The sequence below is a fragment of the Mycobacterium kiyosense genome (genome assembly GCA_021654635.1).
Lineage (GTDB): Bacteria > Actinomycetota > Actinomycetes > Mycobacteriales > Mycobacteriaceae > Mycobacterium > Mycobacterium kiyosense.
The window spans coordinates 3,601,612-3,614,777 of sequence record AP025179.1 but is presented as its reverse complement, the minus strand read 5'-3'; the positions used below and the strand labels follow the sequence as shown (position 1 = coordinate 3,614,777).

General features: G+C 67.4%; 11 protein-coding genes and 1 pseudogene. 3 read left to right on the top strand and 9 right to left on the bottom strand.

All coding sequences use genetic code 11. The features are described from left to right. Nucleotides 1–89: 89 nt before the first annotated feature. Together L6444_RS16860 and secG are read right to left on the bottom strand one after the other, a co-directional pair. Nucleotides 90–662 (bottom strand): hypothetical protein, encoded by a 573-nt coding sequence (locus tag L6444_RS16860; RefSeq protein ID WP_236975901.1) that lies wholly within the window; start codon nucleotides 660–662, stop codon nucleotides 90–92. Nucleotides 663–669: 7 nt separating this feature from the next. Then, nucleotides 670–903 carry a preprotein translocase subunit SecG gene (gene secG, locus L6444_RS16855; RefSeq protein WP_180918294.1) on the bottom strand — a complete coding sequence of 78 codons (234 nt, stop codon included), beginning with the start codon at nucleotides 901–903 and terminating at the stop codon, nucleotides 670–672. 69 nt (nucleotides 904–972) lie between these two features. On the opposite strand from secG, the gene ppc reads away from it, so the two are divergent. Both ppc and L6444_RS16845 read left to right on the top strand, forming a co-directional pair. Then, nucleotides 973–3,780 (top strand): phosphoenolpyruvate carboxylase, encoded by a 2,808-nt coding sequence (gene ppc, locus L6444_RS16850; RefSeq protein WP_236975899.1) that lies wholly within the window; start codon nucleotides 973–975, stop codon nucleotides 3,778–3,780. Nucleotides 3,781–3,812: 32 nt separating this feature from the next. Next, nucleotides 3,813–4,685 (top strand): DUF1206 domain-containing protein, encoded by an 873-nt coding sequence (locus L6444_RS16845; RefSeq protein WP_236975897.1) that lies wholly within the window; start codon nucleotides 3,813–3,815, stop codon nucleotides 4,683–4,685. Here L6444_RS16845 and L6444_RS16840 read toward each other — a convergent pair. Both L6444_RS16840 and L6444_RS16835 read right to left on the bottom strand, forming a co-directional pair. Then, nucleotides 4,671–5,463, bottom strand: a pseudogene (locus L6444_RS16840) (PIG-L deacetylase family protein). The gene L6444_RS16845 and the pseudogene L6444_RS16840 sit on opposite strands and share 15 nt — an antisense overlap. 11 nt (nucleotides 5,464–5,474) lie before the next feature. Beyond that, nucleotides 5,475–6,140, bottom strand: coding sequence for a TetR/AcrR family transcriptional regulator (locus L6444_RS16835; protein WP_236975893.1), 666 nt, complete (start codon nucleotides 6,138–6,140; stop codon nucleotides 5,475–5,477). Between the two features lie 105 nt (nucleotides 6,141–6,245). On the opposite strand from L6444_RS16835, the gene L6444_RS16830 reads away from it, so the two are divergent. Then, a complete protein-coding gene (locus tag L6444_RS16830; protein WP_236975891.1) occupies nucleotides 6,246–8,207 on the top strand; it encodes a flavin-containing monooxygenase in 1,962 nt (653 codons plus the stop codon). A gap of 24 nt (nucleotides 8,208–8,231) precedes the next feature. Here the strand turns inward: L6444_RS16830 and L6444_RS16825 are convergent, their stop codons facing one another. From L6444_RS16825 to tal, 5 genes are all read right to left on the bottom strand, one after another. Further along, nucleotides 8,232–8,624, bottom strand: coding sequence for an ATPase (locus L6444_RS16825; protein WP_236975884.1), 393 nt, complete (start codon nucleotides 8,622–8,624; stop codon nucleotides 8,232–8,234). A 59-nt stretch (nucleotides 8,625–8,683) separates the two neighbouring features. Then, nucleotides 8,684–9,427 carry a 6-phosphogluconolactonase gene (pgl, locus tag L6444_RS16820; RefSeq protein WP_236975882.1) on the bottom strand — a complete coding sequence of 248 codons (744 nt, stop codon included), beginning with the start codon at nucleotides 9,425–9,427 and terminating at the stop codon, nucleotides 8,684–8,686. Beyond that, the gene (gene opcA, locus L6444_RS16815) at nucleotides 9,424–10,335 is read right to left on the bottom strand and encodes a glucose-6-phosphate dehydrogenase assembly protein OpcA (RefSeq protein WP_236975875.1); all 912 of its coding nucleotides are present in this window, start codon (nucleotides 10,333–10,335) and stop codon (nucleotides 9,424–9,426) included. The genes pgl and opcA overlap by 4 nt, the downstream gene beginning before the upstream one ends. A gap of 155 nt (nucleotides 10,336–10,490) precedes the next feature. After that, nucleotides 10,491–12,047, bottom strand: a complete 1,557-nt coding sequence (gene zwf, locus L6444_RS16810) for a glucose-6-phosphate dehydrogenase (protein WP_236975874.1) — start codon at nucleotides 12,045–12,047, stop codon at nucleotides 10,491–10,493. Beyond that, nucleotides 12,044–13,162, bottom strand: coding sequence for a transaldolase (gene tal / locus L6444_RS16805; RefSeq protein ID WP_236975872.1), 1,119 nt, complete (start codon nucleotides 13,160–13,162; stop codon nucleotides 12,044–12,046). The genes zwf and tal overlap by 4 nt, the downstream gene beginning before the upstream one ends. Between the last annotated feature and the right edge of the window lie 4 nt (nucleotides 13,163–13,166).

Sequence of the window (13,166 nt, the reverse complement as noted above, 5' to 3'; positions counted from 1 at the left end):
CCCGCACGGCCATCTGTTGACCGTACTGGCTCGACGCGTTCTACACCCGAAGATTTGCCCTTCCGAAGAACGAACAGCCCGACGCTCTTTCAGGCGTGCAGCAGCACCATCACGATGAGGAAGAACAACACCAGGGCGAACGGCACCACCATCACCGCGATGGTGATGCCCAGGCCGTTGTAGCTCTGCGGTGGCGGTCCCAGCGAACCGGCACTGAACGACCATGCCGGCGCCCTGTATTCCAGCTCGACGATGTGTCCGGGGTGGACGTCCACGACGGCGTCGGCCGGCCCGATCTTGGGCGGCAGGAAATACGGTATGTGGACGTGCACATGGTGGCGGCCGGGTTGTGCCGGCAGCATCGTGCGACCCCAACTTGCCGGGGGCATCTCGTAGTTGTCGATGAAGACTTTCGGCTTGACCAGGGCAAGCATGAATCCCAGGGGGAAAAAACGTGTGGTGACGGCGATGCCGCCGGCGCCGGCGGGCGGCTGACCGGGCGCGCCGTGCGGCGCCGCGACCGGGGGGCGCGGAACCTGTGGCGCCTGGTAGGGCTGATTGTGCTGAGGCGGGGCGTACGGCCGCGGCTGGCGCGGGGGCAGCTGGTGGTTCGGGTGAGGCGGTCGGTACGGCTGCTGTCCCGGCTGCTGCGGATAGCTCACCGCAACGTCACTTGTACTTGATCAGCAGCGCCATGCCGATGATGGAAACCAGCCAGATACCGACGATGAACAGCGTCAACCGGTCGAGGTTCTTCTCCACCACGGTCGACCCGGACAGGCTGGACTGCACACCGCCGCCGAACAGCGTCGACAGGCCGCCGCCCTTGGCGCGGTGCAGCAGCACCAGCAACACCACCAGCACGCTGGTGACCACCAACGTGATCTGCAGGGCCAATTCCATACCGGGCAGCCTACCGAACGACCACCCGACGACAGGCGCCGACCGGCCCGGTCGCTAATACTGGGACCCATGGTTGAGGCTTCCGACACCGCACTCGAGCCCATCGGCGACGTCCATCGGACCAAGCTGGGACGCGAGGCCACCGAGCCCATGCGCGCCGACATCAGGTTGCTCGGGGCAATCCTGGGTGACACCGTTCGCGAACAGAACGGCGAGGAGGTCTTCGACCTGGTCGAGCGGGCCCGGGTGGAATCGTTCCGGGTGCGGCGCTCCGAGATCGACCGCGCCGAGGTGTCGCGGATGTTCGACGGCATCGACATCCACCAGGCGATTCCGGTCATCCGGGCGTTCACCCAGTTCGCGCTGCTGGCCAACGTGGCCGAGGACATCCACCGGGAACGCCGCCGGCGCATCCACGTCGCCGCCGGCGAACCGCCGCAGGACAGCAGCCTGGCCGCCACCTACGTCAAACTCGACGCGGCCGACCTGGATTCGGCCACCGTCGCAGAGGCCCTGCGCGGCGCGCTGGTCGCGCCGGTCATCACCGCGCATCCGACCGAGACCCGGCGCCGCACCGTGTTCGTCACCCAGCACCGCATCACCGAGCTGATGCGGCTGCACGCCGAGGGCCACACCGAGACCGATTCGGGGCGCAGCGTCGAGCTCGAATTGCGCCGCCAGGTCCTCACGCTGTGGCAGACCGCGATCATCCGGCTGTCCCGGCTGCAGATCACCGACGAGATCACGGTGGGGCTGCAGTACTACCGGTCGGCGTTCTTCGAGGTGCTGCCGAAAGTGAACGCCGAGGTCAGGGAGGCGCTGCGGGCCCGCTGGCCCGACGCCGACCTGCTGTCCACCCCGATACTGCAGCCAGGATCCTGGATCGGCGGCGACCGCGACGGCAACCCCAACGTCACCGCGGAGGTGGTTCGGCTGGCCACCGGCAAAGCCGCCTACACCGCGTTGTCCCATTACCTCGCCGAGCTCGACCAACTGGAACAGGAGCTGTCGATGTCGTCGCGGCTGCTGGCCGTGACGCCCGAGCTGGCCGAACTCGCGGACGGCTGCCAGGACAAGGCCCGCGACGACGAACCCTACCGGCGGGCGTTGCGGGTGATCCGCGCCCGGCTGAGCGTCACCGCCGCCGAGATCCTCGACGAGGAACCGCTGCATCTGCTCGACCTGGGCTTGTCCGGCTATGCGACGCCGGCGGAGCTGCGGGCCGACCTCGACACCATCGACTCCTCGCTGCGCACGCACGGCAGCGCGCTGCTGGCCGACGACCGGCTGGCGCTGCTGCGGGAAAGCGTGCACGTCTTCGGTTTTCACCTGAGCGGCCTGGACCTGCGGCAGAACTCCGACGTACACGAGGAGGTGGTTGCCGAACTGCTGGCCTGGGCCGGCGTCCACGACGACTACGCCTCGCTGCCCGAAGACGAGCGGGTCGAGTTGCTGGTGGCCGAGCTGAGCACCCGTCGTCCCCTGGTCGGGGACCGGGCCAAGTTGTCCGAGCTGGCCCAGAAGGAACTCGGCATCGTCGCGGCCGCCTGCCACGCGGTCCAAACCTACGGTCCCGCAGCGGTTCCCAACTATGTCATCTCGATGTGCCAGTCGGTGTCCGACATCCTGGAGCCCGCCATCTTGATGAAAGAGGTTGGCCTGCTGGATGCTTCGGGCGACGAACCGTACTGCCCGGTCGGCATCTCGCCACTGTTCGAGACCATCGACGACCTGCACAACGGTGCGTCGATCCTGCAGGCGATGCTGGACCTGCCGCTCTACCGGGGCATGGTGGCCGCCCGCGGCGACATGCAGGAAGTGATGCTGGGTTACTCCGACTCCAACAAGGACGGCGGCTATCTGGCCGCCAACTGGGCGGTGTACCGCGCCGAGCTGGCCCTGGTCGAGGCGGCCCGCAAGGGCCGAATCCGGTTGCGGCTGTTCCACGGTCGCGGCGGCACCGTCGGGCGCGGTGGCGGCCCCAGCTATCAGGCCATCCTGGCCCAGCCGCCGGGGGCGGTGAACGGCTCGCTGCGCCTGACCGAGCAGGGCGAGGTGATCGCGGCCAAGTACGCCGAGCCGCAGATGGCGCGGCGCAACCTGGAGAGCCTGCTGGCCGCGACCCTGGAGTCGACGTTGCTCGACGTCGAAGGCCTCGGGGATTTCGCCGAGCGGGCCTACGCGGTGCTCGAAGAGGTAGCCGCCCTGGCTAAGCAGGCCTACGCCGACTTAGTGCACGACACACCGGGTTTCGTCGAATACTTCAAAGCCTCCACGCCGGTGAGCGAGATCGGGTCGCTGAACATCGGCAGCCGGCCGAGCTCTCGCAAGCCCACCGAGTCGATCTCGGATCTGCGCGCGATTCCTTGGGTACTGGCGTGGAGCCAGTCGCGGGTGATGCTGCCCGGTTGGTACGGCACCGGTGCGGCGTTCGAGCAGTGGATCGCCGCGGGCCCGGAGAGCGAGGATGAGCGGTTGGCGGTCTTGCACGAGCTCTACCAGCGGTGGCCGTTCTTCCGCAGCGTGCTGTCCAACATGGCCCAGGTGCTGGCCAAGAGCGATCTGGGACTGGCCGCGCGCTACTCCGAGCTGGTCGACGACGAATCGCTGCGGGACCGGGTGTTCGGCAAAATCGTCGACGAGCACAAGCGCACCATCGCCATGTACAAGCGAATCACCGGTCAGGACGACCTGCTCGCCGACAACCCGGCCCTGGCGCGTTCGGTATTCAACCGCTTCCCGTATCTGGAGCCGCTCAACCATCTGCAGGTGGAGTTGCTGCGGCGCTACCGCTCCGGCGAGGACGACGAACTGGTGCAGCGCGGCATCCTGCTGACCATGAACGGTTTGGCCAGCGCGTTACGCAACAGCGGATAACGGGCAACCCCTGCACACGGAGGGAGCCCGCCATGCCAGAAAACGCGACGCCAGAATACGCGACGCCAGAAAACGCGTTGCCCCACCGCGCGACGCCGGACGACTCGACGCCGGTCACCGCGGCGCAGGTCGCGCAGAACGGGGTGTTCGAGAAATTCGCCCGCGCCGGGTTCGTCGTCTCCGGTCTGCTGCATCTGATCATCGGCTATCTCGCCATCCGGATCGCCCTCGGCGCCGGGGGCACCGCCGACCAGTCCGGGGCGTTGGCGACGTTGGCGGCGCGCCCGGGCGGTCCGGCCGCGCTGTGGCTGGCCACCGCGGCGCTGCTGATGCTGGGGCTGTGGCGGCTTGTCGAAACGTTCCTCGGCCGTTCGGTCGACCGGGATGCGTCGCGGCCGGCGCCCGGATTCACCGATCGCGCAAAGTCGTTCGGGATCGCGGCTGTCTATCTCGGATTCGCCTACTCCGCTTTCGGGTTCGCCCATGGCGCCGGCAAATCCACCGGCCAGCAGAGCTCGGCCATGAGCGCTCGGCTGATGGAGACCACCGCCGGCACCGTCGCGCTCGTCGGTTGCGGCGTCGGTGTCGTCGCGGTTGGCGCTTACCACGTCTACAAGGGCGCCGGCCGCAAGTTCGTCGACGACCTCAACGGCAAGCCGGGGAAGCTGGTTCGCCGCCTCGGGGTGGCCGGCTACGTGGGCAAGGGCGTGGTGCTCGCCGCCGCGGGATTGCTGGTGGTGGTGGCGGCGTGGCGCTCGGAGCCGGCCAAGGCCACCGGCCTGGACGGCGCGCTGAAGACGCTGGGCGCCCAACCGTTCGGGATGGCGCTGCTGATCGCCGCCGGCGTCGGGATCATCACCTACGGTCTGTACAGCTTCGTGCTGGCCCGGTCAACCAAGATGTGAGTGACCGTCGAAGATGTTGTCGCGCAACGTTCCCGGCGGCGCCGCGGGGTCGACGAACCATTCGTATCTGAATACCGCGCCCAACACCGGGGGGCGGCAGGCGCAGCAGCGCGGCGTAGACGCGTGCACCCAGGCCGCTGCCCAGCTGCGAGCGGTGCGCGGCCATCGCGTCCCGCTTCTGCCGGGCAAATCGGCGCACGTCCACCCGGTGGGTGATGGCGGCGCCCGGGGCGTAGGCGGTGCCGACCACCTGCGGGTCATACGGCGGGGGCAACCGCAGCGCCCGGCACAGCTCGCCGATCCGATGCAGTACTTCGCGTGGCATGGTTGCTTCGAGAACGTTTGGTGTGCCGGCTATTTCGGCGGCCCGCTTGCCGACCTGGTGCACCTGCACGTGGTCGCGGTGGCCGTACCCGCCGTTCGCCTGATAGCTCAGCAGCAGGTCGGCGCCTTCGGCGGCCAAGATCGTGGCCAGCCGTTGTGCGGCCTCCTCGACGTCGGCCCGCGCGAACCGGACCCGGCCGGGCGGGTCGGGGTAGAAGTCCGGCCCGTACCCACTGTCGGCGTAGGCCAGGCATTCGGTCCTGTGTGCGCCCAGAGCTTTTGTGCTCAAACGTAATTCATCCAAGCGGTGGTGATTGTCCTCGTTGCCCATCCGCCCGTCGGTGGCGGTGACGACCACCACCCGGTGCCCGTCCGCGACGGCCTTGGCGATGGTGCCGCCGGTGAGGATGACCTCGTCGTCGGGATGGGCGTGGAAGGCGACGACGGTGGGCATGGGCCGTCGCTTCAGGATGCCGTCCGGCGGCGCGAGCGAGCCGTCGGCACTGCCGTTTTCGCGATCGGATCGAGTGCGCCGGCCAGCCGGGGATACCTGATCGCCGGCCCGACCCAGCGGGCCAGGAACCGGCGCAGCTCATCCGGGCTGCGGATGTCGCGTTCGGTGAGGAACGAATAGAGCAGCCGGATGGTGAATTCGGACAATTCGTCGAGGGCGGCTTCATCGAATCCGTGCGCCTCCCAGTCGACGTCGAAGCGGTGCAACATCGAGCGGCTGAAGGTCAACGCGGTATCCGAGGCGATCGCGGTGGTGACCTTGCCGCCGGGCCGGTTGGTCAGAATGAAGTTGATCCGCGGATCGTCGGCGAGCTGTTCCACCGCGAACGCCATGCCCTCCACCACCGCGTCGACCGGTTCGGTGACGCCGCGCACGCGAGCCGCGAGCTGCTCGAGAAAGCCGTCGCCGGAGCGCATCGACGTGGTCAGGATGAGCTGTTCGGCGTTCGGGAAATAGCGGTAGACGGTCTGGCGTGTGACGCCGAGAGTTCGTGCCACGTCGGCGATCCGCAGTGCCGGGCCGCGTTCGACGAGAAGTCGTTCCGCGGCGTCGAGGATGCGGCTGATCGCCTCTTCGTCGGAGCCCGGCGTATCACCCGACCAGCCATGGCTGCGCATTGCTAGCCGATCGCCGCGTTCACAGACATAACCGGATCATAAACGGTGCGTCCTGAGGCTCGCCCAGGCTTGACCATACGTGCCTGGTGGAATGTATGGTGAGGCATGGCTGAGTCGGCGTTGCCTGACACCCGGGAATCGGACATTCGGGCGCTGATCGGGCTGCCGTTCAATGACTCCGACGACGTCATCCGCGCCGCGGTCGAGCAGGCCAGCGTGCCGGCGCTGCTCATGTCGATGGTGCACATGACCGGCGACATCGGCTTGCTCGACGAGCTGCCGAAGCCGTTCCTGCTCATCGCGATGGACCTGCAGGGCGGCATGAGCGAGCCGGACAAGCAGATCGTGCGCGCACGCGCCTTCGACGTGGTGCGCGACTACCGTGATCGCGGCTGCCCGCCGCCGTTCGTCCCCACCGGCGACCAGATGCGGGTGATGCTCGACGTCATGACCGCCGGACAGGTCACCGACGAATACATCGACTACGTCGCCGCCGACCTGCGCTTCACCGACGACGACCAATACGGGCCCGCGCTGGCCTCCAGCGCCCGGCAGCGCAGCGAGTTCCCCGTCGTCATCGTCGGTTGCGGTGAAGCCGGGCTGCTGGCCGGGATCAAACTGAAACAGGCCGGCGTGCCGTTCACCATCGTCGACAAGCAGGACGGCGTGGGCGGCACGTGGCGGGCCAACCGCTACCCGGGCTGCCGCGTCGACATCGCCAACCAGTACTACGCGTACTCCTTCGAGCCCACCGACCACTGGACCCACCTGTACTCCGAACAACCCGAGATCCTGCAATACCTGACCGACGTGATGGCCAAGCACGACATCGCCCCACACGTGCGGTTCAGCACCGAAGTCACGGCCGCGACGTGGGATGACCCAACGGCAACCTGGCAGGTGACGATTCGCAGCGCCGACGGTCGTTCCGAGACACTCACCGCCCGCGGACTGATCTGCGCCGTAGGACAGTTCAGCAATGCGGTGATCCCGGACATCAAGGGCGCCAAGGACTTTCGTGGACCCGCATTCCACACCGCGCAATGGCCGGACGGCATCGACCTCGCCGGACGGCGGGTGGCCGTGATCGGCGCGGGCGCCAGCGGATTCCAACTGGTCCCGGCGATCGCCGACACCACCGCGCACGTCGCCGTCTATCAGCGCACACCGCAGTGGATCGCGCCCAACGTCCACTACCACGAACCGGTCGGCGCCGGAGCGCAGTGGGCCATCCGCCACCTGCCCTACTACGGCCGCTGGGTGCGGTTCGTGTCCTGGTGGCCGTTGACCGACGCCATCCGTGAACAGGGTCTGATCGACCCCGCCTGGGACACCGGCGGCAAGTCGTGCAGCGCGAGCAACCATGTGATCCGGGAGGTCTTCATCGCCTGGATGCGGGCCTTCACCGACGACGAGGAACTGCTGGCCAAGGTCGTTCCCGACTATCCGCCGCTAGGTAAAAGAACGTTGCAGGACAACGGAACCTGGATCACCACGCTGCAGCGGCCCGACGTCGAGCTGATCAACGACCGCATCGCCGAGATCACCCCGGACGGGGTCAGCACCGTCGACGGCGTCCACCGGCCGGCCGACATTCTGGTCTGGGCAACGGGATTCGACGTCAACCACCAACTCGGACCGATCAACGTGCGCGGCCTCGACGGGATCGCTCTCAACGACGTCTGGGGCGACGCCCCGTACGCGTACCTCGGTGTCACCGTGCCCGGATTCCCGAACTTCTACTGCATGTACGGGCCGGGCACCAACGCCGTCAACGGCGCCAGCATCATGTACAACTCCGAATGCCAGATGCGCTACATCATGGCTTGCATCGACATGGTGCTGGCCCAGGGTGTGCGCTCGGCGATGCCGCGCGCCGACGTCTGCGCCGAGTACCACCGCAACAATCAGGACAAGCTCAAGACCATGGTCTATTCGCACCCGAAAGTGGCCAGCTATTACAAGAATTCGACGGGCGCCCTGCCGACGCTGTACGGCGGCCGAATCGTCGACTACTGGAAATGGACCCGCCACGCCAACCCGGCCGACTACGAGCTGCGGCCGTAGCGGCGGGACTCGGCGTGCCGGTGGCTAGTGCACGGTTCGGTTACGCAGCCGGTCCAGCATCCCGCGCATCATGTGCTCGGTCACATTGAGCGGCGTCATCATCGTTTCACCCGAGCTGACGAGGTTGTCCATCCGCTCGAGGATGGCCTCCACCGGCTGCAGCACCGCCAGCAGCCGCTTGGCGAGGTCGTCGAGACTGGACAGGGTGCCGTCCAGATGATCCAGGCCGCCTTCGAGGCGTTCGACGGTGCCGTTGAGCGCCGCCAGTGACCTGTTCAGCTCGACGATGGAGGTGCTGAGGCCGTCCAGCACGTCCTCGACCTGCTCCACCGTCTTGTCGGCGTTCAACGCCGCCTGGGTAAGCGTTTTCATTCGTTGCCGAGCCGGAGTGGACCGCCCACCGCTTCTGTCTGCCATGGGCTCATTATTACGCCGCTGACTACGGGTGACCTAGCCCCGGCGGCAACCGCGCAAAGTCAGGTGGGAAGTTTGCCTGCAGCGTCCTGGTCGAGTAGCCACAGCGTGGTCTCGCTGCCGACCGCCCCGGCCGCGGGCAGCGTCACCGGATCGGCGCCGCCGATGGCGGCGGCCACCGCGTCGGCCTTGCCCGCCCCCGACACCATTAGCCAGACCTGGCGGGAACCCCGAATTGCGGGCAATGTCAACGTGATTCGCTGTGGTGGGGGCTTGGGGGAGTCCTCCACCGCCACCACCAGGCGGCTGGTCTCACGCACCGCCGGGGTGTCCGGGAACAGCGAGTTGACGTGGCCCTCGGGACCCATGCCCAGCAGGTGGACGTCGAATTTGGGCGCCGGGTCGCCGGGGGCGGCGTTGGCGGCCAAGATCTGCTCGTAGGCCAACGCGGCCGCGTCGATGTCGGCGCCGTACTCGCCGTCGCCGGCTGCCATCGGATGCACCTGGCTGGCCGGGATGTCGACGTGATCGAGCAACGCCTCGCGGGCCTGCTTCTCGTTGCGCTCGTCGTCGTCCTCGGCGACGTAGCGGTCGTCGCCCCAGAACACATGCACTTTCGACCAGTCGATCTGGCCGTCCTTGGTGGCCAGATAACGCAACAGCCCGGTGCCATTGCCGCCGCCGGTCAACACGATCGTGGCCCTTCCGCGTGCCGCTATCGCGTCGGCGATGACGCCGATCAGTCGTTGGCCCGCGGCTTCGACGAGTTCGTCAGTCCCAGGGAAGATCTTGATCTCGGTGCTCACGCGTACTGCACTTTCTTGATGCCTTCCAGGGCCGACAAGTAGATCTCGTCGGCGTCGAGCCTGCGCAGGTCCTCGGCCAGGCATTCGCCGGTGTCCCGGCGCGGCAGCGGAACCAGGGCTTCGGGCTTGGACGTGCGGCTCAGTGTCGCGGTGGTGCCCTCCTGCGGCCGGCTGAGCGCAATGGTCTCGCTGGCCCGCACCAGTTCCACCTTGAGGTCACCGACCTCGCGGCGCACCGGGCCGTCGATGCGGCTGGCCAGCCAGCCGGCCAGCACGTCGAGCGCGGGTTCGGTCTGCAACCCCGAGATGACGGCCGACTCGATCGGCTCGTGCGGCGGCAGGTCGACCGCCGAAGTGAGCAACGCCCGCCAGTAGGTGATGCGGCTCCAGGCCAGGTCGGTGTCACCGGCGGTGTATCCGGCCAGCCGGCTCTTGATCGCCGACAATGGATCCACGCCGTTGGTGGCATCGGTGATGCGGCGAATCGCCAACTTGCCCAACGGATCCTGAGCCGGCACCGACGGTGCGACGTCGGGCCACCAGGCCACCACCGGGATGTCGGGCAGCAGGAAGGGGACCACGACGCTGTCGGCGTGTCCGCACAGCGGACCCGAGAGTCGCAGGATCAGCACCTCGCCGGCGCCGCCGTCGCGGCCCACCCGGATCTCGGCGTCCAGGCGCGGTTTGTCGGCGTAGGCATCGCCGCGTGTCGCGACGATGACCCGGGCCGGATGCTCGTGGCTCGCGTCGTTAGCGGCTTGGATGGACTCTTCCAGCACCGCGTCGCTGTCCGGGGCGATGATCAGCGTCAAAACCCGGCCCATCGTGACGATGCCGGCCTTCTCCCGCAGCTCATCGAGCTTCTTGTTGACCGCGGTGGTGGTGGTCTCGGGCACATCGACAATCACTGGCGCCGCTCCTTCTCAGCGCTTCGCGCTGCATCGTCGCCGGCGGGGTTCATTGGCGCCGCTCCTTCTCAGCGCTTCGCGCTGCATCGTCGCCGGCGGGGTTCATTGGCGCCGCTCCTTCTCAGCGCTTCGCGCTGCATCGTCGCCGGCGCGCATCACGGCCGCCGCCATTCGCGGCCCGTGCGGCGCAGCATCTCGAACGCCGACTCCGGACCCCAGGTGCCCGCCTCGTACGGATCCGGCTTGCCGTGAGCGGCCCAGTTGTCCAGCACGGGATCCAATATCTCCCAAGCCAATTCGACCTCTTCGTTGACCGGGAATAAGGACGGCTCGCCGAGCAGCACGTCGAGGATCAGCCGCTCGTAGGCCTCCGGGGACTCCTCGGCGAACGCCGAGCCGTACGAGAAGTCCATGTTGACGTCACGCACCTCCATCGCGGTGTCGGGCACTTTGGAGCCGAACCGCAGCGTGATGCCCTCGTCGGGCTGGACCCGGATGACCATGGCGTTGGCGCTCAGCTCGTCGGTCATGGTGGCGTCGAACGGCAGATGCGGGGCCCGCTTGAACACCAGTGCTATCTCGGTGACCCTGCGCCCCAACCGTTTTCCGGTACGCAGATAGAACGGCACACCGGCCCAGCGACGCGTGTCCACCTCGAGGGTGATGGCGGCGAAGGTCTCGGTGGTGGAGTCCTCGGCGAAGCCCTCCTCCTCGAGCAGGCCGACCACCCGCTCGCCGCCCTGCCAGCCGGCGGTGTACTGGCCACGGCTGGTCGTCTCGTCCAGCGGTTCGGCCAGCTGGATGGCCGAGAGCACCTTGATCTTCTCCGTCTGCAACGACTTCGGCGTGAAGCTGACCGGTTCCTCCATCGCGGTCAGCGCGAGCAGCTGCATCAGGTGGTTCTGGATCACGTCGCGGGCCGCGCCGATACCGTCGTAATAGCCGGCCCGGCCGCCCAATCCGATGTCCTCGGCCATGGTGATCTGCACGTGGTCGACGTAGTGCGAGTTCCAGATCGGGTCGAACAACTGGTTGGCGAACCGCAATGCCAGGATGTTCTGCACCGTCTCCTTGCCCAGGTAGTGGTCGATACGAAAGACCGATTCCTCCGGGAAGACGTTGTTGACCGACGTGTTGAGTTCCTGAGCACTTTTCAGGTCGTGGCCGAACGGCTTCTCGATGACAACGCGGGCCCACCTGTCCTTCTGCGGGCGGGCCAGCCCCGACTTGTGCAGCTGGTCGCACACCACCGGAAACGACTTGGGTGGAATCGCCAGGTAGAAGGCGTGGTTGCCGCCGGTGCCGCGCTCAGCGTCGAGCTTCTCCAGCGTCTCGGCAAGCCGGTTGAAGGCGTCGTCGTCGTCGAAAGTGCCTGGCACGAAACGGAATCCCTCAGCCAGCCGGTCCCAGTTCTCCTGCCGGAACGGGGTGCGGCAGTGCTGTTTGACGGCGTCGTGCACCACCTGACCGAAGTCCTCGTTATCCCAGTCGCGGCGCGCGAAACCCACCAGCGAGAACGTCGGTGGCAGCAGGCCGCGATTGGCCAGGTCATAGATCGCCGGCATCACCTTCTTGCGGGCCAGGTCGCCGGTGACCCCGAAGATGACCATGCCGCACGGTCCGGCGATACGGGGAAGCCGCTTGTCGCGCTTGTCGCGCAACGGGTTACGCCACGGATGGGTTTCAGCGGCGGCCGAGTCCGCAGGGCTCATTTGTTGGCGCTGTCGAGCTGCCCTTGCGTCGCTTCCAGCAGCTCGCCCCAGGAATCCTCGAACTTCTGCACGCCCTCGTCTTCGAGCACGATGAACACGTCCCTCAGGTCGATTCCCAGCGCTTCGAGCTTGTCGAACACCGCCTGTGATTCCCCGGCGGTACCGCTGATGGTGTCGCCGGTGACAGTCCCGTGGTCGGCAACCGCCTCAATCGTCTTCTCCGGCATGGTGTTCACCGTGTTCGGGGCAACCAGCTCGGTGACATACAGGGTGTCGGAGTAGTCCGGGTTCTTCACCCCGGTGGAGGCCCACAGCGGTCGCTGCACCCGCGCGCCGTCGGCGGCCAGTGCCTGGAAGCGCTCGCCTCCCTCGAACACTTCCTGGTACGCGGCGTAGGCCAGCCGGGCATTGGCGACCCCGGCCTGCCCGCGCAGCGCGAGCGCCTCCTCGGATCCGATGTCTTCGAGCCGCTTGTCGATCTCGGTGTCCACCCGCGACACGAAGAACGAAGCCACCGAATGGATCTTGGCCAGGTCGTGGCCCGCCTCGCGGGCCTTCTCCAGCCCGGCCAGATAGGCGTCCATCACCGCTCGGTGCCGTTCGACCGAGAAGATCAGCGTGACATTGACCGAAATGCCTTCCGCCAGAACGGCGGTGATGGCCGGCAGGCCGGGCTCGGTGGCCGGGATCTTGATGAACAGGTTCGGCCGGTCGACGATCTTCCACAACTCGATGGCCTGCTGAATGGTCTTGTCGGCGTCACGTGCCATGCGCGGGTCGACCTCGATCGACACCCGGCCGTCGACGCCGTCGGAAGCCTCCCACTGCGGCGCCAGCACGTCGCACGCGTTGCGCACGTCGTCGGTGGTGACGGTGCGAACGGTGGCGTCCACGTCGGCGCCGCGCTCGGCGAGTTCGGCGATCTGGCTGTCGTAGGCGTCGCCCTCGGACAGCGCTTTCTGGAAGATCGACGGATTGGTGGTGACGCCGACCACGCTCCGGGTGTCGATGAGCTCCTGCAGGTTGCCTGACTTCAACCGGTCTCGCGACAAGTCGTCCAGCCACACCGAGACGCCCGCGGCGCTCAGCGCTGCGAGGTTGGGGTTCTGGGTCATCTCA

Bases quoted from the DNA above. Each gene is read 5' to 3' on its own strand.
- secG (WP_180918294.1), bottom strand. From the start codon at position 903: ATGGAATTGGCCCTGCAGATCACGTTGGTGGTCACCAGCGTGCTGGTG.
- ppc (WP_236975899.1), top strand. From the start codon at position 973: ATGGTTGAGGCTTCCGACACCGCACTCGAGCCCATCGGCGACGTCCAT.
- L6444_RS16845 (WP_236975897.1), top strand. From the start codon at position 3,813: ATGCCAGAAAACGCGACGCCAGAATACGCGACGCCAGAAAACGCGTTG.
- L6444_RS16835 (WP_236975893.1), bottom strand. From the start codon at position 6,140: ATGCGCAGCCATGGCTGGTCGGGTGATACGCCGGGCTCCGACGAAGAG.
- L6444_RS16830 (WP_236975891.1), top strand. From the start codon at position 6,246: ATGGCTGAGTCGGCGTTGCCTGACACCCGGGAATCGGACATTCGGGCG.
- L6444_RS16825 (WP_236975884.1), bottom strand. From the start codon at position 8,624: ATGGCAGACAGAAGCGGTGGGCGGTCCACTCCGGCTCGGCAACGAATG.
- zwf (WP_236975874.1), bottom strand. From the start codon at position 12,047: ATGAGCCCTGCGGACTCGGCCGCCGCTGAAACCCATCCGTGGCGTAAC.
- tal (WP_236975872.1), bottom strand. From the start codon at position 13,162: ATGACCCAGAACCCCAACCTCGCAGCGCTGAGCGCCGCGGGCGTCTCG.